Origin of the sequence: Streptomyces hoynatensis (assembly GCF_003626535.1) — a bacterium.
GTDB classification, from domain to species: domain Bacteria; phylum Actinomycetota; class Actinomycetes; order Streptomycetales; family Streptomycetaceae; genus Streptomyces; species Streptomyces hoynatensis.
Genome location: NZ_RBAL01000002.1, coordinates 351059 through 374538, shown reverse-complemented (window position 1 = coordinate 374538; position 23480 = coordinate 351059). Strand labels below are relative to the sequence as shown.

The 23480-nt window shown below is 74.4% G+C and carries 24 protein-coding genes and 1 tRNA gene; 9 read left to right on the top strand and 16 right to left on the bottom strand.

Annotation, left to right across the window (positions count from 1 at the left end; all coding sequences use genetic code 11):
- Positions 1-17 precede the first annotated feature (17 nt).
- Both D7294_RS05125 and D7294_RS05120 read left to right on the top strand, forming a co-directional pair.
- Complete coding sequence (locus tag D7294_RS05125) at positions 18-1022, top strand: 1-aminocyclopropane-1-carboxylate deaminase/D-cysteine desulfhydrase (protein ID WP_120675921.1); 1005 nt, start codon at positions 18-20, stop codon at positions 1020-1022.
- Positions 1023-1123: 101 nt separating this feature from the next.
- Positions 1124-1897 carry a methyltransferase domain-containing protein gene (locus tag D7294_RS05120; protein WP_120675919.1) on the top strand — a complete coding sequence of 258 codons (774 nt, stop codon included), beginning with the start codon at positions 1124-1126 and terminating at the stop codon, positions 1895-1897.
- A gap of 168 nt (positions 1898-2065) precedes the next feature.
- Here D7294_RS05120 and D7294_RS05115 read toward each other — a convergent pair whose 3' ends face one another.
- The 6 genes from D7294_RS05115 to D7294_RS05090 form a co-directional block, all read right to left on the bottom strand.
- Entirely contained in the window at positions 2066-2920 is an 855-nt protein-coding gene (locus tag D7294_RS05115) for an oxidoreductase (RefSeq protein ID WP_120675917.1), read from the bottom strand.
- 295 nt (positions 2921-3215) lie between these two features.
- Entirely contained in the window at positions 3216-3587 is a 372-nt protein-coding gene (locus tag D7294_RS05110; RefSeq protein ID WP_120675915.1) for an ester cyclase, read from the bottom strand.
- A 156-nt stretch (positions 3588-3743) separates the two neighbouring features.
- Positions 3744-4337 carry a hypothetical protein gene (locus tag D7294_RS05105; RefSeq protein WP_241562109.1) on the bottom strand — a complete coding sequence of 198 codons (594 nt, stop codon included), beginning with the start codon at positions 4335-4337 and terminating at the stop codon, positions 3744-3746.
- A gap of 300 nt (positions 4338-4637) precedes the next feature.
- A complete protein-coding gene (locus tag D7294_RS05100; protein ID WP_120675913.1) occupies positions 4638-5048 on the bottom strand; it encodes a hypothetical protein in 411 nt (136 codons plus the stop codon).
- Positions 5049-5156: 108 nt separating this feature from the next.
- Positions 5157-6362 (bottom strand): helix-turn-helix domain-containing protein, encoded by a 1206-nt coding sequence (locus tag D7294_RS05095; protein ID WP_120675911.1) that lies wholly within the window; start codon positions 6360-6362, stop codon positions 5157-5159.
- 260 nt (positions 6363-6622) lie between these two features.
- Positions 6623-7879, bottom strand: a complete 1257-nt coding sequence (locus D7294_RS05090; protein ID WP_241562108.1) for a helix-turn-helix domain-containing protein — start codon at positions 7877-7879, stop codon at positions 6623-6625.
- A 115-nt stretch (positions 7880-7994) separates the two neighbouring features.
- Here D7294_RS05090 and D7294_RS05085 point away from each other — a divergent pair, with 115 nt between their 5' ends.
- Complete coding sequence (locus tag D7294_RS05085) at positions 7995-8369, top strand: hypothetical protein (RefSeq protein WP_120675909.1); 375 nt, start codon at positions 7995-7997, stop codon at positions 8367-8369.
- Positions 8370-8614: 245 nt separating this feature from the next.
- Here the strand turns inward: D7294_RS05085 and D7294_RS05080 are convergent, their stop codons facing one another.
- Positions 8615-8830 carry a hypothetical protein gene (locus tag D7294_RS05080; protein ID WP_120675907.1) on the bottom strand — a complete coding sequence of 72 codons (216 nt, stop codon included), beginning with the start codon at positions 8828-8830 and terminating at the stop codon, positions 8615-8617.
- 513 nt (positions 8831-9343) lie between these two features.
- Between D7294_RS05080 and D7294_RS05075 the strand changes: the two genes are divergently transcribed.
- From D7294_RS05075 to D7294_RS05065, 3 genes are read left to right on the top strand one after another with little or no spacing between them, the layout of a single operon-like run.
- A complete protein-coding gene (locus D7294_RS05075) occupies positions 9344-9610 on the top strand; it encodes a hypothetical protein (protein WP_120676241.1) in 267 nt (88 codons plus the stop codon).
- A complete protein-coding gene (locus tag D7294_RS05070) occupies positions 9582-10109 on the top strand; it encodes a DUF6879 family protein (RefSeq protein WP_120675905.1) in 528 nt (175 codons plus the stop codon). Before D7294_RS05075 ends, D7294_RS05070 begins: the two co-directional genes overlap by 29 nt.
- Positions 10110-10128: 19 nt before the next feature.
- Entirely contained in the window at positions 10129-10980 is an 852-nt protein-coding gene (locus D7294_RS05065) for a helix-turn-helix domain-containing protein (protein ID WP_120675903.1), read from the top strand.
- A gap of 51 nt (positions 10981-11031) precedes the next feature.
- On the opposite strand, the gene D7294_RS05060 is transcribed toward D7294_RS05065, so the two are convergent.
- Positions 11032-11103, bottom strand: a tRNA-Val gene (locus D7294_RS05060).
- A 158-nt stretch (positions 11104-11261) separates the two neighbouring features.
- On the opposite strand from D7294_RS05060, the gene D7294_RS05055 reads away from it, so the two are divergent.
- Together D7294_RS05055 and D7294_RS05050 are read left to right on the top strand one after the other, a co-directional pair.
- A complete protein-coding gene (locus D7294_RS05055; protein WP_241562107.1) occupies positions 11262-12614 on the top strand; it encodes a coiled-coil domain-containing protein in 1353 nt (450 codons plus the stop codon).
- A gap of 300 nt (positions 12615-12914) precedes the next feature.
- Positions 12915-13601, top strand: a complete 687-nt coding sequence (locus D7294_RS05050; RefSeq protein ID WP_120675901.1) for a DUF4383 domain-containing protein — start codon at positions 12915-12917, stop codon at positions 13599-13601.
- Here the strand turns inward: D7294_RS05050 and D7294_RS05045 are convergent.
- From D7294_RS05045 to D7294_RS05035, 3 genes are read right to left on the bottom strand one after another with little or no spacing between them, the layout of a single operon-like run.
- Positions 13510-14361 carry an HAD family hydrolase gene (locus tag D7294_RS05045; RefSeq protein ID WP_120676237.1) on the bottom strand — a complete coding sequence of 284 codons (852 nt, stop codon included), beginning with the start codon at positions 14359-14361 and terminating at the stop codon, positions 13510-13512. The two genes, D7294_RS05050 and D7294_RS05045, sit on opposite strands and share 92 nt — an antisense overlap.
- The gene (locus D7294_RS05040) at positions 14361-16916 is read right to left on the bottom strand and encodes a phosphoribosyltransferase (protein ID WP_120675899.1); all 2556 of its coding nucleotides are present in this window, start codon (positions 16914-16916) and stop codon (positions 14361-14363) included. Before D7294_RS05040 ends, D7294_RS05045 begins: the two co-directional genes overlap by 1 nt.
- Complete coding sequence (locus D7294_RS05035; protein WP_120675897.1) at positions 16913-18136, bottom strand: HpcH/HpaI aldolase/citrate lyase family protein; 1224 nt, start codon at positions 18134-18136, stop codon at positions 16913-16915. Before D7294_RS05035 ends, D7294_RS05040 begins: the two co-directional genes overlap by 4 nt.
- Positions 18137-18373: 237 nt before the next feature.
- Between D7294_RS05035 and D7294_RS05030 the strand changes: the two genes are divergently transcribed.
- On the top strand, positions 18374-19102 hold the full coding sequence (locus tag D7294_RS05030; protein ID WP_120675895.1) for a TerD family protein: 729 nt from the start codon (positions 18374-18376) through the stop codon (positions 19100-19102).
- 256 nt (positions 19103-19358) lie between these two features.
- Here D7294_RS05030 and D7294_RS05025 read toward each other — a convergent pair whose 3' ends face one another.
- The 5 genes from D7294_RS05025 to D7294_RS05005 form a co-directional block, all read right to left on the bottom strand.
- Complete coding sequence (locus D7294_RS05025) at positions 19359-20114, bottom strand: Tellurium resistance (RefSeq protein ID WP_120675893.1); 756 nt, start codon at positions 20112-20114, stop codon at positions 19359-19361.
- A 188-nt stretch (positions 20115-20302) separates the two neighbouring features.
- On the bottom strand, positions 20303-21448 hold the full coding sequence (locus D7294_RS05020; protein ID WP_120675891.1) for a DUF475 domain-containing protein: 1146 nt from the start codon (positions 21446-21448) through the stop codon (positions 20303-20305).
- Positions 21449-21496: 48 nt separating this feature from the next.
- Complete coding sequence (locus tag D7294_RS05015; RefSeq protein WP_120675889.1) at positions 21497-22099, bottom strand: TerD family protein; 603 nt, start codon at positions 22097-22099, stop codon at positions 21497-21499.
- A gap of 109 nt (positions 22100-22208) precedes the next feature.
- The gene (locus tag D7294_RS05010) at positions 22209-22673 is read right to left on the bottom strand and encodes a peroxiredoxin (protein WP_120675887.1); all 465 of its coding nucleotides are present in this window, start codon (positions 22671-22673) and stop codon (positions 22209-22211) included.
- A 235-nt stretch (positions 22674-22908) separates the two neighbouring features.
- The gene (locus D7294_RS05005) at positions 22909-23343 is read right to left on the bottom strand and encodes a DUF3052 domain-containing protein (protein ID WP_120675885.1); all 435 of its coding nucleotides are present in this window, start codon (positions 23341-23343) and stop codon (positions 22909-22911) included.
- Between the last annotated feature and the right edge of the window lie 137 nt (positions 23344-23480).

Genomic DNA, 23480 nt, shown 5'->3' with positions numbered 1-23480 from the left:
TTCGTACACTCGTGCCGATGGACCTCTCCCGTGGCTCCCGGCGCCCACCCGCGGCGGGCCTTCCGCCGCTGCCTGGCCCCGTCCGCCTGCCCTCCCCGCTGGAGCCGCTCGCCGATCCCGCCTTCGCCCGCGCCGGTCTTGAGCTGTTCCTCAAGCGCGACGATCTGGTCAACCCGGCCGTTCCCGGCAACAAGTGGCGCAAGCTGCTGCCCAACCTGCGCGCCGCACACCGGCTCGGCCTCCGGCGCGTGCTGACCTTCGGGGGCGCGTACTCCAACCATGTACGCGCCGTCGCCGCCGCCTGCGCCGCCTGGGGTTTCGAGAGCATCGCCCTGATACGTGGCGAGGAGCTGGCCGGCAGGCCCCGGAACTGGTCGCTGGCCGGGGCGGAGGCACAGGGCATGGAGCTCGTCTTCGTGACCCGCGCCACGTACCGGCGGCTGCGTCACAGCCTGGCGGAGCCGGAGACCCGGCGCCTGCTGACCCGCCGCTTCGGCGAGTGCCTCCTCCTGCCCGAGGGCGGCTCCAACGGGCTCGCCGCCCGGGGCGCCGCGGGCACCGCCGCCGAACTCGCCGCGCAACTCCCCGATCTCGGCCCGCGCGACGTGGTGGCCTGCGCCGTGGGCACCGGCGGCACCCTCGCCGGCCTCGCCGCCGGCCTGCCGCCCGGGGCGCGCGCCCTCGGCGTGGCCGCCCTCAACGCGCCAGGTCACCTGGAGTGCGAGGTGGCGCGGCTGCACGCCGAGGGCTTCGGCCGCACATTCGGCAACTGGCGCGTCGACCACGGCCACCACGGCGGCGGCTACGGCCGGGTGCCGCCCGAACTGGAGGCGTTCGCCCGGGACTTCGAGGCCCGCCACGGCCTTGCGCCGGAACGCAGGTACGTGGCGAAGACGCTGCGCTGCCTCCAACTGCTCGCCGCCGAAGGCGCGTTCGCCCCCGGCACCCGCCTGACGGCCGTCGTCACCGGCCCGCCCGATCCGGAACCCGAGCCCGCCGACGCGCCGCGTCCCCCGAGCTGACGGCCACGCTGACGGGGCACCCCGACGGGGGCCCTGCCATGTGAGGCAGCCCACCGTGCCATGCCAACGAGCAGTCCCCGGGCCCTGGTTGACTGGAGGGCATGAACGAGGTGCTGGGGACGCGGCGCCCCGACCAGGTCGCCCCCATGGGTGAGGTCGCCGAAGCAGGGCGCGCGTACAAGTCGGAGTTGCTCGCGGGCCTCGAACTCGCCCCGGGGCAGACGGCGCTCGACGTCGGCTGCGGCCCGGGCACCGACCTGCCCGCGCTGCTGGCCGGGGTCGGGGCGGACGGCCGGGTCATCGGCGTGGACCGCGAGCCGGGCATGCTGGAGGCGGCGCGGCGCCTGACCGCGGGCGACCCTCGCGTCACGCTGCGCGAGGGCGACGCGCACGCGCTGCCCGTGGCGGACGGCGAGGTGGACCGGGCGCGCGTCGACCGGGTGCTCATGCACGTCGCGGACCCCCCGCGCGTGCTCGCGGAACTGCGCCGGGTGGGGCGCCCCGGCGCGGTGATCGGCCTCGCCGAGCCGGACTGGGACACCCTCGTCGTGGACTCGGACGACCTGGACACCGCCCGGGCGTTCACCCGCTTCACCGCCACCGTCGCCGTCCGCAACGCGACCATCGGGCGGCGGCTGCCGCGGCTGGCCGAGGAGGCGGGCTTCCGCGTGGAGTCCGTCACCACGACGACCCCGGTGCTGCGCGAGGTCACGGCCGCCGACCGGCTCCTCGGCCTGGGACGGAACACGCTGCGCGCCATCGAGCAGGGCCTCCTCGACGAGCGGCGCGGCCGCGACTGGTTCGCCTCGCTGTCCGAACGCCCCTTCCTGGCCGCGGTGACGATCTTCACGGTCGTCGCCCACCTCCCCGCCTGACCGGCCCCGCAGGTCCGCGCCGGTCCGCGCCGGTCCGCGCAGGTCCCCGCAGCTCCGCGCCGGCGCGACCCCACCGGCCCGCGCCGGTGCTGCCCCACCGTTCCGCGCCGGTCCGCGCCGGCGCGATGCCGCCGTTCCGCGCCGGCGCCGGCCGGGCCCAGGCGGGGTTCACTCGTCCAGGGTGGTCGCGCGGGCGCGTTCCTCCCAGACGGCGAGTTCCGCGCGGAACGCCTCGTGGTGGCCGGTGATGGCCTCGATGGCGTCCGCGCCCAGGGGCAGCCGCAGGGGGGTGCGTTCCGCCTCCAGGGCGGCCAGCACCACCGCGGCGGCCTTGGCCGGGTCGCCCGGCTGGTCGCCGTCGCCCGCCTCGACCATCCGCCGGGTCGGGCCGACGGTGGCGGCGTAGTCGGCGATTTCCGCGCTCGCGCGGGTGCCGCCGAACAGGCCGGTGCGGAACGCGCCCGGCTCCACCACCAGCACCTTGATCCCCAGTGGCGCCACCTCCTGCGCCAGCGCCTCGGAGAACCCCTCAAGCGCGAACTTGGTCGCGCTGTACGCGGAGAACCCGGCGAAGGACATCTGCCCGCCCATGCTGCTGAGTTGCACGATCGCGCCCGAGCGCCGCTCCCGCATGTGCGGCAGCACGGCGCGCACCAGGGCGGCCGGGCCGAAGACGTGCACCTCGAACAGGTCCCGCAGCTCCGCGTCCGTGGTCTCCTCGGCCGCGCCCACGTGCCCGCGGCCCGCGTTGTTGACCAGCACGTCGATCCGGCCGTGCCGGGCCACGACCTCCTTCACCAACGCCTCCACGGCCGCCTGGTCGGTCACGTCCAGCGGCAGCGCCTCCACGCGCCCGGGGTGCGCGGCGGCCAGGTCGCCGAGCGACGCGACCCGCCGCGCCGTGGCCACCACCAGGTCCCCCGCCGCGACCGCGGCCTCCACGAAGGCCCGCCCGAACCCGCTGCCTGCCCCCGTGACCAGCCACACCCGCCGTTCCTGACGGCCGCCCGTCCCGTTCACCATCTCGCCCTCCCGAGCCCCCGGTTCGGCCACTCCGAACCGGACGCCTCCACCCTCCGCCCGCCCCCACCCCGCCGTCCAAGACCTGCGCTGATAACGAGTGGTTATGGGGGGGGTGGGGCGGGTGGAGGGCGCGGCGCGGGCGCGGGGCGCGCGGCGGTACGCGGAGAACGGAGCGCGCCGCGGGGGCGCGGCCCGGCGCGGCGCGGCGCGGGCGCGGGGGCGCACCACGGAACGGGCCCGGGCGCGGGGGCCCGGCCGCGCAACCGCCGCGGGGCCCGGGCCGCGGGCGCCCGCTTCAGACCGTCGCCGAGGCGACCCAGTACTCGGCGAACCGCCCGTCGCGGGCGCGCAGGATGTCGTTCCCGAAGAACCGCGTCGCCCCCGTGGCCGAGAGGCCGCGGCCGGTCCACCTGGCGGCGACGAACTCCCCCTCGGCGAACGGCGGAACCTCGATCTCGAAGCTCAGCGCCGAGAACATGCCCTTGGTCTCCGCGATCAGCGCGGCGATACCGTCGGGCCCCTCGACCACCCGGCCCGGCCAGTGCCCCACGAAGTCCCCGGTCACCAGCGTTCCGGCCACGGCGGCCAGCCGTTCCGGGTCCGCGGGGCCGTTCCACAGCTCGTCGATCCAGCGCACGTACCGCGCCTTGAGTTCTTCCTCGCCCATCCGCCCATCGGACCCCCGCCCGGCCCCCGGCACAAGCCGACACGCACGGCGGACGAGCCGCCCCGCCCCGGGCACCGGGCGCGGGGACCGGCCGTTCCCCGCCCCCGTTCCCCGCCCCCGTTCCCCGCTCCCCCGTTCCCCGCTCCGCCGTTCCCGCTACGGCAAGCCCGGCAGGCGGCTGCAGCGGGTGAGTTCGACGACGAGCTGGTTCGCGAGAAACCATCCCGCCTGCGGGTGGCCGTAGGGCAGGTCGCCGTCCTCCCCCGCGACCAGGCGCCCGCCGGGCCCCGGGGTCAGAAAGCCCCCGAACACGCCCCACACCCGGGGCTTGCGCACCCGGACGAACGCGGGCTCGCCCAGGTGCGGGCACAGCCGGGCGGCGAGGTGGGCGCACGGCTCACACACCGGCGGCTTGGTGCACAGCAGCCCCTCCGGCCAGCCCGGGCCCTCCTCGTCCGGCCCCGGGCGGCGCAGCGCGAACAGCCAGCCCTTGCCGTTGCGGTCGGCGGGGTGACCGCAGACCTGGCAGAGCCTTTCGAGCATGGCGCGCCGCTGCCTGGCCGGGTGCATGGCCCGGAAGTCCGGCCGCCCGCTGCCCGGCCCGTCCAGCACCCGGGCCCACAACACCCCCTGCCGGTCGCGGTCCCCGGCGGCCTCGCCGCGGTAGGCGAGCCCCCGGCCGTCCCGGCGTACGGTCAGGGCCCCGTCCGTGACGACCGGCTCCCCGCTCCACCGCACGGCCCACGGCACGGGCAGCCTCTTCGGCCCCCAGACCAGCGGCGTTGGGACAGATCCTGCCGACGCGGCCGGGCCCCGGCGCGACCGCACCGCCCGGCCCTCGGCCCCGGCAGCCGCTCCCGCCGCCCCGCCCCTCACCGGCCGCCCTCCCACCCGCGCCACGGCGAGTGGCAGTCATGCGTACAGGGATCGAAGGCGATGCCGAGGTGCGGTTCCGGCGGACGCGCCTCGGCCTGCCGGCAGTCCTCACACCGTCTCCCCGCGCACTGCGGGGAGACGTAGGGCCGCGGCGGGCCGTCGGCAAGGGGTTCCTCAGGCATCGCGCACCCCGCAGCCCCGGAGAACCGCGTCGAGGACCGAACGCAGCACCGCGGGATCGCCCAGGCAGTCCCCGGCCGGGGGCACCAGCCACCGCACCGCAGGGCCGCCCGTCCACGGCCCGGAGCACCATCTCGCCGGTGGCACCGCCAGGTTGGCGCCCTGGCCGAGCGCATCGGTGCCAGGCATCAGCCAGGTTGCCGCCGCGCCAGGAGGGAGCAGCCAGGAGGCGACGTGCTGTTCCTGATCCTCGATGAGCGGCGGCGGACCCGCGGGAAAACGGCCCACCGCCTGAAGCGCGGTGAGACCGGCCACGCGCACGGCGTCGAAGTCCCGGCCGCACGGTAAAACAAGCACGCCCCCGCCAACAGGCGGCATCCACGCGGGCAGTGTGGTCGTCGTCATGGTCGAACTCCTGTGACAGGTCGTGTGCTGACCGTCACATCGTCCGGGGTGCAACAGTCCGTGGTGTTCCCGTAACAGGGAACACCAGGGGGTCGCCGCGCGCCGCGCCTACATCCCGACCCAAGCCGCCAGCGATGCAAGGGTGCCCGGGACCGCGCGGGACCGGCGGACCAGCACGCCGACGGTCTCCCGCATCAGCGGGTGATACCGCGCCTGTTGCGGTGCCGCCTCACGGGCCCGGAACAGCTCCTTCTGCGCCGCCTCCGACCGGCCCATCTGCGAGTAGGCCCGGGCGAGCTCCATGTGGTAGCGGCCGACGCGCATCCTGGGGTGGTCGGCGGGAAACCGTACCTTCCGCGCGAGCTTCATTGCCTCGCCGAGTTGCCCCAGTTCGACCGCCGTCGCGACGTCGAAGTGGGCGACGCTGGTCGGCCCGAACGACGCCCAGTACTCCCGCGGTACGTCCCTGCCGATCCGCTCGGCGACGCGCCGGGCCTCCTTCATCCGCTCCTTGACGTCCTCGGCGTTCTTTGCCTGCGCCGTGGCGATCGCCCCGGCCAGGTGGAGGCTCCCGGAGACCGCGAGCGCAGGCACCGAACGGGGCGCGTCATGCTGGGCCACCAGCTGGTGGGCGCGGTCCAGGACGCGGAGCGCCATCGGGGAGTCGCTGTGACGCAGCAACATGCTCGATCGGCGCTGAAGCCTGATCGCCAGAATCAGGGGATCTTGAGCCTGCTCGCCCATGAAGCCCATGCGTTCGAGGGCGATCGTGGCGAGGTGATGAAGGCCCAGCCGATAGGCGAACTCGTAGGCCACCCAGTAGCACCATGCGAGTTGTGCCGCCGCCCGACGGCGGTCCTCCCCATCCGGCAGGCCGCTGATGAGCGTGGTCAGCTCGGACAGCAGCGCCGGCAAGCGGTCGCCTGTCCGGGTGTATTCGGTGGCACAGGCCGCTTTACACAGTTCGTCGACCTCGGCCGACACCTGCCGAAGCGGCCTGGGCCGGATGCTCGGATCGGGTCCGAGGTCGTACCTGTCGAGGGCATGGGTCAGCGGCGCGATCATGCGGTCGAGCTGGTCCTGACGCATCTCGGCGAGGTAGGGCTGTCCGTTGAGCACGGCAACATCGACTTCGAGCGCACGGGCGACGGCGGCGACGACGGCCGGGCTGGCGGGCGAGAGCCCGGCTTCGATCTTCGCGATGGTGCCCCGGGAGACGAATGCGCGTTGCGCCAAACCCGCTTGGGTGAGGTGGCGCAGCTTGCGGTAGTCGGCGATCCGTGCGCCGGTGTGGTCGTCAGCGTGATGTGGCATGCTGAACTCCGTTCTGAACTAGGCATTCAGGACGCTACCTCCGGTCTTCCGGGGTAAACAGCGAACGGCCCCGCCGGGCACATGCCGTTGACGGGGCCGTTGTGCTGCGCCTGTACTCGGGGACCGTGCGGAGGACTTCGGTGGATGGCGGCCTCCCTCCCGAATCGATCCCGCGCTCTCCCCACCGCGGATGGTCCGCAGACACGGAACGTGGCCGCGTGATGGCTCGGGGTGCCCGGTGGGGATACGGAACGTGCCCCTTACGTCACGCCCAGGAGCGTTGCCAACTCCCGTTCGTCGCGGGACAGCGCGCGCTTCCTCCTGCGCCCCGCCTCCCGGAACACGTCCCCCGCGAGACGCTGGTGCCGCAGCCACTCCGGGGACATCCGGGACAGGGCGAGCAGGATGCCGATGGCCTCCTCGCCCTGGCGCAGCGCCGCGTGGGCCTGGGCCACCGTCAGCATGTGCCGCCGCCCGAAGGTTGCGCCCGGCGGCGGGGGCGGCATCCGCCGGGTCAACGCGAGCGCCATGCCCGGGTTGCCGGTCGTCATGTGGTTCTCGATCGCCTGGTACGCGACCGTCCGCCAGTCGAACCGTCCCCACGCGCCCTCGTCCACCGCCTGCGCGCCCCCGAGCGCGACCCCGGCGGCACGCGCCAGGCGCAGCATCTCCCGTGCCTCGGCGGGGCGGTTGTTCCTGGCCGCCGCGCTGCTTCCGTGCACCAGGAGCTTCCCCCACGCCCCCAGCGCGGCCCGGGACGCCTTCGACAGACGCGGCTCTGAGGCGTCGGCGGTGGCCACGGACACGGCCTCCGCCTCATCGAGGCGGCCCTGCCTGATCAGCAGCCAGCCCTGCTGGTACACCGCCGCGGCCACCCCGCCCCCGTCCCCGGCCGCAGCCGCGTCCTGCACGGCGTCGCGCAGCGCCGTCTGCGCCAGGTCGTAGGCGCGCACCTGCACCAGGTACCTGCCCGCCATCTGCAACACCCGCGACCGCAGCCGCAGCGAGTCGACCCGCTGGGGCCCGTCGTCGAAGTGCCGCACCGCCACATGCGCCGAGCGCACGAGCGCGGGCAGCAACTCGGCGACGGTGCCGTAGTCGTCGCGGGCGTACGCCGTGGCCAGCCCGTCCGAGGTGCGCCACATCCGCGCCAGGTCGGGTTCACCCTCTTCCGGGTCAGGCAACCCCAGGGGCCCCTCGGCCGTCACGGCCGGGGCGATGGCCCGGCGCAGGGCCAGCAGCGGCTGGTTGTCCCCGTCGTCGCGCCGCTCGCGGTGTGGGGTACCGGACTCGAACAGCCTGCTGGTGCGGACGCCCAGCGCGCGGGCGAGAGCGTGATACGTCTCCAGCCGCGCCGTGCCGCCCCTTTCGATCTTCTTGACCACGCCCAGGCTGAGGCCCGCCTCCTCGGCCAGCCGTTGCTGGGTGAATCCCCGGGTGAGGCGGGTGTCTCGCAGCCGGTCCCCCGGCGAGTTGGCGTCATGCACGACGAGCCCCTCCTGCTGTCGGCCGGTCACTGCCAGCATAGGACGGGCACTCACCGTTCGCGCTCGGCCTGTCACAGGGCGGGAAGCCGCCGGGCGCCCAGGGAGGAGCCGGCCAAGCCCGCCCGAACTCCTCGCCGGCGTCGGTATGACCATCCGCCGCTCCGTCGGCATCAACGGCACGCGCCTGACCGCCGACCAGGCCGACGGAGGCGAGGCCGGCTACATCGAGATCGACACGACCCTCCATGGCACCGGCCGCTTCACCCCCCACGCCGACTGGGCCGACATCGGAAACCTGCACGTTACCGACCCCGCACTCCCCTACGAACCCACCGCCACGGCGCTCGTCGCCCACGCCGCCGACTGGTTGCACCTGGCCCGCGTCGACCGTCTCCTGGCCTCTTCGGGACCGGATCCGGACGACGCCGACGAACTCCGCCTCCTCACCGCCCTCGGCTTCCGCCTCCTCACCCGCATCCGCTGCGATTGGGTGCATCGGCCGCAGGACGCCCGCCCGTGAGAGCGGAGCCGGAGAGCCACCCCGGGAGAAGCCGGGAGAAGCCGGGAGAAGAAGAACGACGGGAAGGAAGGGAAGGAAGGGAAGGAAGGGAAGGAAGGGAAGGACGATGGCACGTAACCCTTTCGCCCCCGAACGGCCGCCGTGGGTCGTGGACATGTTCCACCGGCGCCTGCTCTGAACCGTGCCGAACTCGTCCGCGAGGACCGGCCGCCGGGCCGGGGGTGAGCCCGGCGGCCGGGTGGCGGTCAGGCGTTCTCGGCGCCGCAGTTCGGGCAGTTCCAGCCACCGCCCGGCTTGGGCAGGGTGTCGTGCCCGCAGTACGGGCACGGCAGCGCGCCGGTCGGCGTCGGCCGGGTCGCGGGGGTGAGGCCCGCGAACATCATGCCGGCGAGGGGCTGGGCTTCGGAGTTGACGATCACGGGCCGACCCGTCGAGTCGTGCCCCTGGAGTTGCCGGGCCATGTTTCGTTTCCTCTGTCTCGTGTGCCTGCCACGGGGACGCCGCCCTCCTCGCCGGGGGTGCGGCGCCACCAGATGCAACGCGGGATCACCGGCCGCCGCCCCCCGCGACGGGCCACCGGGTGTGGCAGTCGTGGGTGCAGGGGTCGAACGCGATCCCGTTCTCCGGCTCCGGCGGACGCGGCTCGGCCTGGCGGCAGTTCTCGCACCGGTGCTCGGCGCACGGCGGGGAGACGAAGCGGCCCGCGGCCGAAACAGGCGCCCCGCGCGAGGGGATGAGGGGTGCCTGTGCCTGCACCGACGGCAATGCACTGCTGCGGGACATGCGCGCCTCCACGGCCGGAAGAAGTCGTGCCAAGGAAGGTAGGGAGCAGTCGCGGCGCCCAGCCACCCATGTGCACCCTTTTGCAGGCGAACTCATGTCCCCCGTACACACGCCACGCCCTCTTGACCACGACCCGCCAGGCGGAGAAGAGTGCCGCACAGACCTGCAAAGGCCGACCGAGGGAGGCCGCCATGTCGTTAAGGTTCATCGGTGTCGACCCCACCAGCGAGCAGGGCGACAGCCCGACCGTGTGGGCGGACACGGAGAAGAAGGAGCTTTTCATCCAGGGGTGGACAGCCACCCCCGAGGAAGAGGCGCGCTGCTACACCGAGGGGGGTACCGCGCCGGGCCATGCGCCCCGCGTACCCGGCCACGAGACGATCGTCCGGGTTCCGGCCCGCATGGCCCCCCTCCTCAGGAAGGCCCTCGATGAACTCGAACGTGCCGCCGATCGCTGACCTCATAGCGTCGGCCACACGCTCCGCGGTGCACCTGGAGATGCGCGACGTGTACGCGGTCGCGCCCGAGAACGAGCAGCTCGCGGCCTGGCGGGCGAGCGGGCGGCGGAACACCGATCCGGACTCCGCGTACTGGCAGGGCTGGTCGCGCATCGTGCGGAGGGCCGTCGCCCGCGGCGTCACCGTCCGGCGCGCCCGCATCGTGTCCGAACCGGCCAGCGAGTACGTCCGCTTCGAGCACGCCGGCACCCCCGCCAACCTCGCCGCCGGCGAGGACGTTCGCTGGCTGCCCAGGCGGCAGGCCGCCGCCCTCGCGCTGCCGGGCACCGACTTCTGGCTGTTCGACCACCGGCTCGTGCGGTTCGGGCACTTCAGCGGTGACGGGGCGGTCACCGGGCACGAACTTGTCGACGAGCCTGCGGTGGCCGAACTCTGCTCAACCGCCTTCGAGTCGGTGTGGGAGCGTGCCGTCCCGCACCACGCCTACGCACTCCACTGACCGCCGGACCGGCCAGCTCATGCCCCCCTCGCCTTCCTCGGCAGCACAAGCTGCCCGCGAAGCCGTCGGCCGCCGGCTCAAGGAACTGCGGCTCGACGCCGGGCTGACGGTCGTCGAGCTGGCCGGCCGGTGCGGCTGGCACTACGCGAAGACATCCCGTATCGAAAACGCGCGCACCAGCCCCTCCGCCGAGGACATCCGGTTGTGGTGCCGAGCATGTGGGGCCGAAGACCACGTGCCCGACCTCGTCGCAGCGTCGCGCAACGCCCAGTCGCTGTACACCGAGTGGCGGCGCACCATGCGTACCGGGCTGCGCCGGTTGCAGGAGAGCTACACCGACCTCTTCCGGCAGACGCGGCTGTTCCGCGTCTATTCCTCGCGGGTCATCCCCGGGCTCCTGCAGACCGAGGGCTACGCCACGGCGCTGCTCGCCGGCGTCGCCCGGTTCCACGGCGCGCCGGACGACGCCCCCGCCGCCGCGGCGGCCCGCGTCGAACGCTCCCGCGTCATCCACGAGCCCGGGCACCGCGTCACCCTCCTCATCGAGGAGGCCGTGCTCAGGTACCAGCTGGGGGACTCTGCGGCCATGGCTGCGCAGCTGGGCCACCTGCTGACCGCGGGGGCGCTCCCCGCGGTGTCGCTCGGCATCATCCCGGCCGGTCTCCCGGACCGTCCCATCCGGCCGCACGAGGCGTTCCACGTCTACGACGACATCGTCGTCGCCGTCGAGTTGCTGACCGCCAGGGTGACCGTCACCCAGCCGTCCGAGGTGGCTCTCTACCTGAAGGCGTTCCAGGAGCTGCGGGCACTCGCGGTCTACGGGGCCGACGCCCGGGCGTTGATCATCGACGCCATCGAGGCGTTGCCGTAGCCCCCGCCGCGGGGAGAGGCTGGACGGGGCCTTTCGGCTGGTCCAGGAGGGTGGGTGCAGACGGGTTCGAACCGCCGACATCCGCCTTGTAAGGGCGGCGCTCTACCACTGAGCTATGCACCCCGAGAGTGGGGCCAAAGCTTACCTGGCCCCCCGTCCCGGGCCGTAAACGTGGGGTGGGTGGGACAATGGCCAGCACAGGGGCCGGCCGGGCCCGCGGGTGGGGAACACCGCGGGAGACGGTGGGAAACGGCGGGGAGACGACGGGGAGAGAGGTACACGTGACAGCCAGGCGCCTCGCGAAGGAACTCGCCGCCCATGTGGTGCTGCCGCCGCTGTCCGTGTTCGTGCTGGCGCGGGCCGTGCTGCCCGGGGCCCTGCCCGGGGCGTTCGCCGGGGGCGGCACCCGGCCGTGGCGGCGGGGCAGGACCGAGGACCTGCGGGCCGCGGCCCAGGAGGCGAAGGATGCCGCGGCCGCCGCGTTCTACGAGCTGGACACCACGCAGCGCGACCTGCGGATCACCCTGGAGACGATCGGCGCGGCGGACGACTCGCCGCAGGCGGCGCGGGCCGCGGCCGAGTTCGCGGCGCTCGGGCGGCGGGTGGACGAGGTCAGCGCGTCGTACATCGCCGCGATGGACGCGCACGACCTGGACAGCGCCCACCTGGACGGCGACGCGGCCAACCGCGCCAGGCACGCCCTGATCGCGGCGCGGAACGACCTGCTGAAGGCCAAGGAGGAGCTGGAGCGCTTCGGCCGGGGCCTGGGCCCGCTCCAGCAGCGGGCCGAGACCCAGCTGGCGCAGGTGGCCCCGGCCGCGGAGCGGGCCAGGCAGGCGCTGCGGGAGGCGACGGCGGCGCTGGACGAGGCGCGGGCGGCGGGCCTGACGGCGGAGGAGCCCGCGGCGGCGCTCGCGGCGCTCGGCCCGGAGTTGCGGCTGCTGAACGAGGGCGCGGGCCGGCACGGCGTGCAGCCGACGATCCGGCGCGCCGAGCAGGTGCGGAGCCGGGCGGAGGCCATCGCGGCCGAGGTGCGGCGGCTGCCGGAGCGGGCGGCCGAGATCGACCGGCGGCTGTCCTCGCTGCGGACCAGGGCCGAGGCCATCACGACGCGCGCCGGGCAGGTGGAGCCGGTGCTCAGCGAGCTGCGGCGCCGGTTCAGCGTGGCCTGCTGGCAGGACCTCCAGCGGGTGCCCGAGCAGGCGGCCGAGTCGGTCAGGCAGGCGCAGGAGGCGCTGCGGGAGGCGCGGCAGGCCAGGCAGGAGCAGCGGTTCGCCGACGCGACGGCCCGGCTGTCCACGGTGCACGCGCTGCTCGGCCGCACCGACGAGGCGGTGTCCGCGGCCGGGGAGCGGCTGCGGCGGCTGAACGAGGTGTCCTTCGACCCGAAGAAGGAGATCGAGCGGACGCGTTTCGTCATCAGGGACGCGCAACGGCTGGCGATGAGCGGCCGCTCCGTTCCCGAGCCGCGGCACGCCAGGCCGCTGGACGCCGCCGTGGCACGGCTCGAACGCGCGGTCGCCGACCTGGAGGGCGGCGGGCGCAACCCCGACTACTGGCTGTTCCTGAACGAAACCGAGGCGGTACGGAACGCGGTGGCCGCGGTGGTCGAGGACATCCGCGCCGGCCGCTGAGGCACGGGAACGCACCCCCGGGGGGCCGTACCGCGCCCGGCCCGGCGGGCGACACGCCGGGCGCCGGACCGCGCAACGCCGGGCGCCGGACCGCGCCACGCCGGGCGCCGGGGCCGCCCAACGCTGCGCCGGGCGCCGGGCGCCGGGCGCCGGACCACGCCACGCCGGAGGCCGGGGCCGCACCCGCCCGGCGGGCAACGCCGGAGGCCGGGGCCGCGCAACGCCGGAGGCGGACCGCGCAACGCCGGAGGCAGGCCGCGCACGCGATTGGCACCGTTTCGCGGGGGTACGCGGGGGTGCATGAGCCATGCGCACGAAAGTCCGTTCGCGCGCGGGGAGCCGCGGCTGCCGCGGAACACCCCGCGTGGTCTCTTCTCACAGGCGCGGCTGGACGAGTCGCTGCCCACCGACCAGCGGCTGAGCCGGGTCTACCGGGTGGGTGCGGCGCTGGTCGGGATCTGTCTCGTGGTCTTCGGCCTGCTGGGCGTGTTCTCCTCGATCGGCTTCTGGTCGAACGGCGACGACACCGTGGTCGGGCTGCACACCGACGGGGCGCTGAGCTGGCTCTCGATCCTGGTCGGCCTCGTCCTGTTCTCCGGGATGATCAAGGGCGGGAACTTCGCCTCCAACCTGAACCTGATCGTCGGCCTGCTGTTCCTGCTGAGCGGCTTCGTCAATCTGGCGGTCATCCGCACGCCGCTGAACTTCCTCAACTTCCGCATCGCGAACGTGATCTTCAGCTTCGTGGTGGGACTGCTGCTGCTCGTCTTCGGCATGTACGGGCGGGTCAGCGGGCGGCTGCCGCACGACAACCCGTACTTCCGGGCGCGCAACCCCGAGTACGAGGTGGAGGCCGCCAGGCGGCGGGAGCTGTCGGAGCGGCGGCAGCAGGAGTTCAGCCGGGGACAGGCCCCGGGCCGCCCACCGTCCCGCCGGCCGGAGGCAGGCCGCCGAGAAACGCGCCGAGGATCTCCTCGCCGCTTCTGACCCCGCGGGAGGCGAGGGGGGTGACGTGCGGGGCGGTCCAGCCGCCGGCGGCGAGTTCGCCGTGGCCCGGCCGCCAGGCGCGGTCGGCGGCCAGCAGCAGGTCGGCGTCGAGGAGCGAGTCCCCGGCGGCGAGGACCTGGCCCGCGCCGGTGCGGCGGACGAGTTCGGCCACGGCGGCCGACTTGGTGAGCGGGCGGGGCACCGCGTACAGCTTGCGGCCCTGGAGGGAGACCGTCCAGCCGCGGGGCGCGGCCCAGGCGGCGAGTTCCTTCATCCAGGTCTCCGGCAGCAGGGAGCGGTCCACGACGAGGTAGGCGAACAGCGACTCCGCCTCCCGCTCCTTCAGCAGCCAGGCCGGGTCCGCGCCGCGCCGCAGGTGGGCGCGCACCTCCTCCAGGGGGGCGCAGTCGGCGGCCAGGGCGCGCCGCACGGCGGCGTGCCAGTCGTGGTCGGTCTCGCCGTCCACCAGCAGGTGCCCGCCGTTGGCGCAGATCGCGTACCGCGGCGGGGGCCCGGGCAGCCGCACCCGGCGGTACTGCTCCCGGGTGCGGGTGGTGGTGGGCACGAACAACGCGCCCGGGTGCGCGGCGAGTTCGGCGAGCAGCGCGGCCGCGGCCTCGGTGAGGTACGACAGGGGGCGCCCCTGGTAGACCTCCACGCACAGCAGCCGCGGCGCGCGCGCGTCCGGCACGTCGAGCTCCAGCGCGGCGGCCGAGTACACGAGGGTGCGGTCCAGGTCGCTGGCGACCAGGGTGCGGATCAACGCGGGGACCCTCCGTCCTCGGGGCCGGGCGGCGGCCCGCCCGCGGCCTTGCCGTCGGCGCCGGTGGCGCCCTTGGTGTACCGGGGGTGGATCAGGCCGACGCAACTGTAGGGCAGCCCGTCGACCTCCTCCACGGGCACGCCGCGCTGCGCGGCCAGGAGCCTGATGTGGTCGAGGTCGGCGCCGGCGCCGCGCCTGGCGAGGACCCGCCAGGGCACGCGGCGCAGCAGGACCCGGGTGGTCTCGCCGACGCCGGGCTTGACCAGGTTGGGGTCGCCGATGCCGTACTCCGCGCTGATCCGTTCGACGGCCCGCCGGCCCTCCCAGGTGGGGGTGCGGTCGGCCCGGGCCAGGGCGGCGGCGTCCGCGGCGGCGCCCGCGGCCAGCGCCGGGTCGGCGAAGTGGGCCTGGACGGTGTCGAGGAAGTGGGCGGACAGGTCGGCGTGGGCCAGTTCGCGGTAGTGCTTGGCGCCGTGGAAGTCGTCGGGGCCCACCAGGTCGGCGCGCAGCACCGTGCGGGATATCAGCCCGGAGACGGTGGAGTTGAGGCAGGCGGAGGGGATCAGGAAGTCCTCGCGGGTGCCGTAGGTGGTCACGCAGCGGCCGGGGTCGGCGAGGACCGCGAGGGAGGGGTCGAAGGCGGGGAAGGGGGCGAGCGCCGCGGTCAGTTCCCTGGTGATGGCGCCCTTGCCGGTCCAGCCGTCGACGAAGACGACGTCCGCCGGGTCGTGGTGGGCGGCCAGCCAGCGCAGGGCGGCGGTGTCGATGCCCTGGCCGCGGACGATGGAGATCGCGTAGTGCGGCAGGTCGAGGCCGTGCGCGTGGGCGGCCCAGCGGCGCATCAGCACGCCGACGGGGGTGCCGGCGCGGGCGAGCGAGACCAGGACGGGGCGGCTCGTGGCGCGGGTGCGCTCGGCGAGGACGAGTTCGGTGACCGTGCCGACCGCGCGGGCCACGCGGGCCGCGGCGGACTCCAGGGCGGCGTGGAAGAGGCGCTGGTACTCGGGGCTCGGCTGGTACTCCACGGGCAGCGACTCGGCGTAGTGCGCGCCGCCGGACTGGATGGCCTCCTCCCGCTCCTCGGTGGGGGCCTCCAGGGTGACCTCGGAGAGGTCCTGGAGCAGCCAGCCGACGTCCTCGGGCGCGTAGGAGGAGAACGCGGGGCCGCGCAGCGGGTCGGCGAGGCGGCGGTCGGGTATGACGGCGTAGCCCAGGTGGGGGGTGAGGCCGGCCAGCCGGTCCAGGAGGCCGCCGGGGGCGTGCAGCGCGGGGGTGTCCCCGGCCGAGTCGGTGAGCAGGAGCACGGCGTCCCAGGGGCGTCCCGCGATGTTGTAGGCGTAGCGCGGGCCCGGCCCGTCGGCGGGCGCGTCGTGGGCGGGGAAGGTGAGGGCGCTGCGGATCGCGTAGCCGGGCTCGTCCACGGCGAGGACCGGGGAGCGGGTGGTGGTGGAGAAGCGGACGCGCCGCCCGGGGAGTTCGGCGAGGGCGGCGGCCAGGCGCAGCGGGGCGTACATCAGCTCCTCGGTGCCGAGGACGAGGATGTCGCGGGCCGTCTCGGGCAGCGCGGCGGCGAGCCGCCGGGCGAGGCCGGGGAGCGCCGCCTCAAGGCGCCGGCGGTGCGAGGGGGTGAAGCCGTGGCGGCCGCCGTCCGGCACGCCCGCCGGCCAGTCGAGCACGAGGCGCCGCGCGGCGGATGCCCCTCCGGGCGCCGCCCCCGGCGCCCCCGGCTCTCCCGCCGCCCCCGGCGCCGCCCCGGCCGCCGCCGGAACCGCGGCGGGCGAAGGGGCGGGCGAAGGGGCGGGCGGGGCAGCGGAGTCGAGGGCGGCCACCAGGGCGGCGCCGCGGGCCAGGACGTCGGCGGGGAGGCGCACGCCGCCCCGGGCGAGGGCGACCACCTCGACGCGCGCCCCGAGTTCGGCGGCGAACTTCCCGAACCCGGCCACGTCCGCCTCCCCGCGCATGTCGACCAGGGTGGCCACCACGTAGCGGCGGCGCGGCGCGACCCGGTGCAGGGCCGCGATGGTGTTGCGCACGGTCCTGCCGGTGGACAGTTCGTCGTCGACCAGCACGAGCGGCCCGTCCCCGGCGAGCAGCGCGGGGTCGGCGGGGAGCAGCAGGTGCGAGGTGTGGTGGCTGTGCTCCTCCTCGAAGCCGCCGAACGGGAGCACCCCGGGCACCGGGCGGCGGGTGGAGTGCACGCAGGGCGCGTCCAGGCCGTCGGCCACGCTGTGGCCGAGGCCGGTGGCGGTCTCCGCGTAGCCGAGGACCACCACGCCCGCCGCCCCGCCCAGCAGGGCGGCCGTCCTGCGGCCGAGTTCGACGCCGGTCCGGTACACCAGGCGCGGGTCGCGCGGCACGTGCTTGCCGAGCACGCCGGACACCAGCAGGTGGGCGCGTTTGGGGTTGCGGCGCAGCGCGAGGCCGAGCAGTTCGCGCGCCCCCTCGCCGCGCAGCTCGACGCCGAGCCGCTCGGTGACCCACTCCCCCGGCCAGGCCGCCGGCGGCGTCCCCGGCTGCGGCGCGGCGCCCTCCCGGGCCTCCCCGCGGCTCACGCGAGGCCCGCCGCGAGCAGGTCGACGAAGTCGACGCCGTCCCGGGCCGCGCCGAAGACCTCGGCGCGCAGCATGGTCTTCTCCGCCCAGGCCCGGTGCGGCTTCACCTCGTTCATCTTGTTGGTGTACGCCGAGCGCAGCACCCCGCCGCCCGGGCCGGTGCCGAGGATGTCGGCGGCGTCGCTGAACTCCTCGTGGGTGACCACGGACAGGGCGTGCACGGGCGCCACGTGCGAGGGGTGGATGCAGGTCTTGCCCAGCAGGCCGTTCGCCCGGTCCAGCTCGATCTCCTGCAGCAGCCCGTCCATGTCGTGCTCGATGAGCCGGCTGCGCAGCTCCTCGGCGCGCCCGCTGAAGGGGCTGTTGCGCAGCTGCGGCTTGAACATCCGCTCGTGCACCGGGAAGTACTCCCACACCGGCCCGGTGATCGTCAGGCCGCTGCCGTCGGCCCGGCCGAAGACGTTGACCACGTCGGCGATGACGCCGGCGACCAGGTGCACGTCGTAGGCGGTCATGTCGGGCCCGCGGCGCAGGCCGTAGGCGGAGCAGAAGTCCGTGACGCCGAGCCGGAGGGCGGGTATGCGGTGGCGGTACTTGTCCACGACGCGGGCCACCGCGCGCAGGGCCCCGGCCCGCGTCTCCAGGTGCAGCAGCTCGGGCGACTCCAGCACCGGCATCGCGAGCAGGCGCTGCCCGCACAGCACTTCCGCGCCGGTGAGGGCCTCCAGGAAGCCGGGCCCCGAGGCGGCGGTGAACTTGGGGAAGACGAAGCCGGTCAGCAGCCGCACCGCGGGGCCGAGCCGCCGCACCAGGCTGCCGATCTGGGCGGGTTCCCGGACGCGGATGAACAGCAGCGGCAGCTCCCCGGCCGCCTCGCCCGCCGCCCGGCCGGCCGCGCCGCCCCCGCCGCCCGGCCCGCCGCCCGCCGGGGGCGAGCCGCGGCCGAGCAGCTCGTGGAACTGCCTCACCAGGTTGTCCTCGGCGCCGGGAACCTCGGCGTCGCTGATGGAGTCCTCCAGGCACAGCACCATGGACACCACGCCCGCGGCGGCCTGCTTGCGGATGTCGGCGGCGAGCGCGGGCCGGGTGGCGGGGCTGTACAGGGTGGCGCCGAGGGCGACCCCCAGCGTCCTCACCGGCGAGGAGGGGCCGAACTCGGCGGGCTCCTGGTGGAACAGGGCCTGCCGTTGCTCCGGCGAGAGGTGGCCGTAGTGCCGCATGGTGCTTCCCCCCGTGCTGCGGGCTGCGGTGGTCGGTGGCGTGGCCGGTGACGATCGCCGGCCGCCCGGTCCCGGGCCGGCGGCCGATCGGTCGCGCGGGCCGCCCGGCCGGCGGTCCCGGTGCCCCGCCGGGCCCCGGGAGAGCCCGCCGCCGCGGCAGCTTTGGCCATGGCTCCCCGCGAGCAATCGTAAGGGCGACATTGTTTCGGAAGTATGGCGACAGGCAGGATTCCTGATATGACACGCGCATTGGACAAGGGGGCAACAATTCATCTCCCCGACGCCGTACGCGCCGTGCTCCGCTGGGCACGCACGGACACGGCGGCGGGGGCGCCCGGCCTGGACCTGTCCGCGTTGCTGCTCGACGCGGAGGGGCGCGTGCGCTCCGAGGGCGACTTCGTCTTCTACAACCAGCCGCGGCACCCCACGGGCCTGGTGCGGAAGCTGGCCAAGCGGCAGGACCCGGCGGGCGAGCGGGACACCGTGCACGTGGATCTGGCCCGGCTGGACGCGGAGGTGACCCGGGTGGTGCTCGCGGCCTCCGTGGACGGGGCGGACGGCTTCCCCGTGGCGCAGAGCGCGCCGCGGCTGCTGCTGCGGGACGCGACCGGCGGGCCGGGGGTCTCCGCGCTGGCCGTGCTGCCGCTGCGGCCGGCGGCGGGCGAGACGGCCGTGGTGTGCGGGGAGTGCGTGCGGCGGGACGAGGGCTGGGAGTTCCGCGCCGTGGGGCAGGGGTACGCCGGCGGACTCGTCGCGCTGGCCGCGGACTTCGGCATCCGCGCGGCCGGGGCCCCCGCCGCGCCGCCCCGCCCGGCCGCGCCGCCCGCCGTCCCGGCCCCGCCCCCGGACGCCGAACCACCCGCCGTCCCGGAGGCGGCCCCGGCCGGGGCCCTCGCGGCCCCGCAGCCCGATCCCGGCTTCACGCTGCCCCCGCAGGGCCCCCAGTTCCTGCCCACGCGCCCCTGAACCGGGCGGGCCGGGCAGGCCGGAGGCCCGCACACGGGCCGCCCGGGCCCGGGGCCTCAGCCGAAGGAGAGGCCCAGGCCGGTCACGTACCGGCCCCGGCCCGGCGCGGCGGCCTCGACGTCGCAGTTCTCAACTCGGCCCTCGGCGTTGCGGGTTGCGCACGGTGCTGTCGCTGCTCCTGGCGCAACCCGAACCGTACGCAGACGGCGGGAAGCGGGGCCGCGCGGCCACCGGCCGCCGGGGGGCGCGGAGGCGCTCAGGCCCGCAGCCGGCTCGGCTTCCTGCCCCGCCCCCAGGACATCCCCCACCCGTAGAGCCGGTCGATCTCGGACTGGAAGCCGTACACGTACCTGACCTCCCGCCTGGCGACCAGGTGCCCCTTGTGCGGCTCGATCAGCGCCACCGCGCAGGAACGCGCCTGCGTGCTGCGGTCGGTGAGCCCGATCTCGATGTTCTTGCCGTCGGCGGCCACCAGCGTGACGACCACGTCCGCCCTGGCGAAGGCGGGCACCCCGTCGTAGACGTAGACGAAGACGAGCAGCCGCTTGAACTCGTCCTTCTTGTCGAGGTTGACGTAGATGCTCTCGCCGGAGGCGCTGCCGAACCTGTCGTCGCCGCTGAGCTTGAGGTACGGCGGGTCGTTGAAGTCGCCGACGAGCCCGCCGAGGGACTGCACGACGCCCTTGGCGCCGCTCTTCAGCTCGTACAGGCAGGCCAGGTCGAAGTCGACGTTGGCCAGCCCCTGGGAGTGGCCCTGGACCTCGGCCGGCTTGAAGACGCTCAGCGGGTGCCGCCACAGGCTGGGGCGGGCGGCCCGGTCGAAGTCGCTGCTCGCGCGCATCCGCCAGGTCAGGTCGATGCGCAGGGTGCCGGTGTCCGCGCCGTCCGCGGTGAGGGCGGCCGTCGGGTTCCGTTTGGTGAGCTCGGAGGCGTAGGTGGACATGCCGCCCACCGTGTCGAACTTCTGCTTGGGCATGCCGCCGTGCCGCCAGTACGACCACAGGGACGCCATGGCTGAACCCCACCCCTTCACCGCGGGCGCCGCCGCCCGCCGAACGCCGACCGTCACCGAGTGCGCGCGGACCGTGCCGTGTCCCGGCCGCACGTGGCGGGGCGGCCGTAACCGCCCCGCCACGTAAGGTTTCCCGCTCGCCGGGGGCGCTCACACCCCCGGCTCACATCGTGGACACGCGCCCCGGCTCACGCCTTGGAGCTCACCGAGGAGTCCCGCGAGGAGTTCTCCTGGGCCTCTCTCTCGGCGTCCAGGCGGTTGTGCCGCACCGAGGACCAGAACGCCGCCGCGATCAGGCCCACGCCGACCAGGCCGGTGACCACCTCAGGCAGGTGCCAGCGGATGCTCATCAGCAGCATGACGGCGAGCGCGCCGATCGCGTAGTGGGCGCCGTGCTCCAGGTAGCGGTAGTCGTCCAGGGTGCCCTGGCGCACCAGGTAGATGGTGAGCGAGCGGACGTAGAGCGCGCCGATGCCCAGGCCGAGCGCCATCCAGAAGATCTCGTTCGTGATGGCGAAGGCGCCGATGACGCCGTCGAACGAGAAGGAGGCGTCCAGGACCTCCAGGTAGAGGAACAGGAAGAACGCGGCCCGGCCGGTGAGGCCGACCAGCTTGTTCTTCTTGCCGGCGCGCGCGGCGGCCTCCTCGGCCTCCGCCATCCGTTCCTCGTCCTCTTCGAGGCGGTTCTCGAAGTAGCCGGAGAGTCCGTTGACCACGAGGTAGGTGAGCAGGCCGGCGAGGCCGGACTCCAGCACGGTCTGCGTCTTGTCGACGTGCGCGCCGCCGTGCTGGTAGGCCTGGTGGGCGACGGTGGTGGCGGTCACCAGCAGGGCGGCCAGCGCGACGCCGACGGAGAAGGCGTCGATGCGGCCGAGCTTGGCCAGCGGGCGCTCCAGCCACTTCAGCCACATCGTCTCGCGCTCCTCGAAGACGAAGTCGAGGAAGATCATCAGCAGGAACATCCCGCCGAAGGCGGCGATCGCCGGGTGGGCGTCGGTGACCAGCTGCGAGTACCGGTCGGGGTCGTCGATGGCGAGGTCGACCGCCTTGAAGGGGCCGACGTCGGCGGTGATCGCGACGATGACGACCGGGAAGACCAGGCGCATGCCGAAGACGGCGATGAGGACGCCGACGGTCAGGAAGATGCGCTGCCAGAACTCGTTCATCCGCTTCAGCACGCCGGCGTTGACCACCGCGTTGTCGAAGGAGAGCGAGATTTCGAGGACGGAGAGGATCGCCACCACGGCGAACCCCTCCCATCCCCACAGGAGCAGGGCCGCGGCCAGGCCGACGACCGTGATGGCCATGGACCAGCCAAAGGTTTTCAGTAGCACAAGAAGTCCCGTCTCCCGCGCGGGGCCGCGGATATGCAGGCGGACATGTCAGACATTGACCCCGTAGTCAAGGGCGATCCCACGCAGACCCGAGGCGTACCCCTGGCCGATGGCGCGGAATTTCCACTCGCCGCCGTGCCGGTACAGCTCGCCGAAGACCATCGCGGTCTCCGTCGAGGCGTCCTCGGTCAGGTCGTAGCGGGCCAGCTCCCTGCCGTCGGCCTGGTTGATGATGCGGATGTAGGCGTCGGAGACCTGGCCGAAGTTCTGCTGCCTGGACTCCGCGTCGTAGATGGACACCGGGAAGACGACCTTGGCCACCTCGGGCGCCATCGCCGCGAGGTCGACCTTGATCTCCTCCTCGTCCTGGCCGGCCGCGCCGTCGGCGGCCGGTCCCGTGGACCCGACGAGCTCGTCGCCCATGTGCTCGACGGTGCCGTCGGGAGACTTGAGGTTGTTGAAGAAGACGAAGTGCTCGTCGCTCAGGACACGCCCCCGGTCGTCGGTGAGCAGGGCGCTGGCGTCGAGGTCGAAGTCGGCGCCCGTCGTGGTCCTGGCCTGCCAGCCGAGGCCCACCGTGACGGCGGTCAGATTGGGGGCCTGCTTGGTCAGCGAGACGTTGCCGCCCTTGCTGAGGCTGACTCCTCCCACGGAATCTCCACTCCTTTCCTGCGGGGCGTGGCCGCCCCGGTCCCCTGCGCGGTGCGGGCGCGCGGGCGCGCCCCCGGTCCCGATCCGCTACCCCGGATCGGGGCGCGTCTCACAGCGCCTTCAGGGCCGTGACGTAATCGTTCGGATCGCGGGCCTCGGCGAACTCTCCGACGGCCGCCCACCTGATCTGCCCCTCCTTGTCGATGACGAAGGTGCCGCGGCGCGCACAGCCCTTCTCGTCATCGAAAACGCCGTAGGACCGGGAAACCTCCCCGTGTGGCCAGAAATCCGACAGCAGGGGAAAGTCGAACCCCTCCTGATCTGCGAAGACGCGCAGCGAGAACATCGAGTCGCTGGACACGGCCAGGAGCTGCACGTCCTCGTTGACGAACTCGGCCCGCCGGTCGCGCAGCGCGCCGAGCTCCCCGGTGCACACGCCGGTGAAGGCAAAGGGGTAGAAGACCAGCAGCACGTGCCTGCGGCCACGGAAGCCGGACAGGCTCACGGCCTGCCCGTGCTGGTCCCTGAGTGCGAAATCGGGCGCCTGGCTGCCAGGCCCGGCCGGGCCGCTCACCGCTCGATCACCATGGGCGCGTAATCCGTTTCCCTATGGGAGGTAAAAAAACCGACGCAACCCAGCGTACGACGTGCCCCCGGCCGACCGGCCGGCCGCCCCCCGAGGGACCGGGGACCGCGCCTGGGCCTGCGCCTTCGGCGGCGCCCGCCCCGCGGGGCCGCCCCGGCGCGGCCGGGCCCCCCGGGCGCGGTCCTCCGGTCCCATGGCAATGCGCCCCCGGGCCGTGGCGCCCTTACTTCTTGCCCGCCGTCTTGGGGGTCACCAGGCGGCTGCCCGACCAGTCCCGGCCCGCGTTGACGGTGCTGGTCTGGGCGAGGCCCGCGGTCTGGGCCGCCTCGCCGATCTCGCTCGGCTCGACGTAGCCCTCACGGCCGGTCTTCGGGGTCAGCAGCCACACCGGGGCTCCCGGGTCGATCATTGCGGTGGCGTCCACCAGCGCGTCGGTCAGATCGCCGTCGTCCTCGCGGAACCACAGCACCACCGCGTCGGCCACGTCGTCATAGCTCTCGTCGACGAGCTCCTGGCCCGTGATGGCCTCGATTCCCTCGCGGAGTTCCTGCTCGGCGTCCTCGTCGTAGCCGAGCTCCTGGACCACCTGCCCGGGCTGGAAACCCAGCTTCGCGGCGGGGTTGGTCCGCTCCTCCGCGTGGTCCGCGGTCGCGCTCACGGATAGCTCCTGTCCTTAAGTCGGATACGTCATGGATGGGCGCGCGCGTGCGCGCGGCTTGGGCCGTAGTCCACACGGGCGGGGCGGATCGCGCAAGTACCCGGCCGACGCGCCCGCCCAAACGTTGACGTCTTGGC

Excerpts from the sequence above, each read along its gene's own strand:
- D7294_RS05065 (WP_120675903.1), top strand. The coding sequence starts at position 10,129 with ATGCCCCCCTCGCCTTCCTCGGCAGCACAAGCTGCCCGCGAAGCCGTC.
- D7294_RS05070 (WP_120675905.1), top strand. The coding sequence starts at position 9,582 with ATGAACTCGAACGTGCCGCCGATCGCTGACCTCATAGCGTCGGCCACA.
- D7294_RS05095 (WP_120675911.1), bottom strand. The coding sequence starts at position 6,362 with ATGCCACATCACGCTGACGACCACACCGGCGCACGGATCGCCGACTAC.
- D7294_RS05125 (WP_120675921.1), top strand. The coding sequence starts at position 18 with ATGGACCTCTCCCGTGGCTCCCGGCGCCCACCCGCGGCGGGCCTTCCG.
- D7294_RS05050 (WP_120675901.1), top strand. The coding sequence starts at position 12,915 with ATGAGCCATGCGCACGAAAGTCCGTTCGCGCGCGGGGAGCCGCGGCTG.
- D7294_RS05115 (WP_120675917.1), bottom strand. The coding sequence starts at position 2,920 with ATGGTGAACGGGACGGGCGGCCGTCAGGAACGGCGGGTGTGGCTGGTC.
- D7294_RS05100 (WP_120675913.1), bottom strand. The coding sequence starts at position 5,048 with ATGACGACGACCACACTGCCCGCGTGGATGCCGCCTGTTGGCGGGGGC.
- D7294_RS05110 (WP_120675915.1), bottom strand. The coding sequence starts at position 3,587 with ATGGGCGAGGAAGAACTCAAGGCGCGGTACGTGCGCTGGATCGACGAG.
- D7294_RS05085 (WP_120675909.1), top strand. The coding sequence starts at position 7,995 with ATGACCATCCGCCGCTCCGTCGGCATCAACGGCACGCGCCTGACCGCC.
- D7294_RS05035 (WP_120675897.1), bottom strand. The coding sequence starts at position 18,136 with ATGCGGCACTACGGCCACCTCTCGCCGGAGCAACGGCAGGCCCTGTTC.
- D7294_RS05025 (WP_120675893.1), bottom strand. The coding sequence starts at position 20,114 with ATGGCGTCCCTGTGGTCGTACTGGCGGCACGGCGGCATGCCCAAGCAG.
- D7294_RS05080 (WP_120675907.1), bottom strand. The coding sequence starts at position 8,830 with ATGGCCCGGCAACTCCAGGGGCACGACTCGACGGGTCGGCCCGTGATC.
- D7294_RS05120 (WP_120675919.1), top strand. The coding sequence starts at position 1,124 with ATGAACGAGGTGCTGGGGACGCGGCGCCCCGACCAGGTCGCCCCCATG.
- D7294_RS05075 (WP_120676241.1), top strand. The coding sequence starts at position 9,344 with ATGTCGTTAAGGTTCATCGGTGTCGACCCCACCAGCGAGCAGGGCGAC.
- D7294_RS05030 (WP_120675895.1), top strand. The coding sequence starts at position 18,374 with ATGACACGCGCATTGGACAAGGGGGCAACAATTCATCTCCCCGACGCC.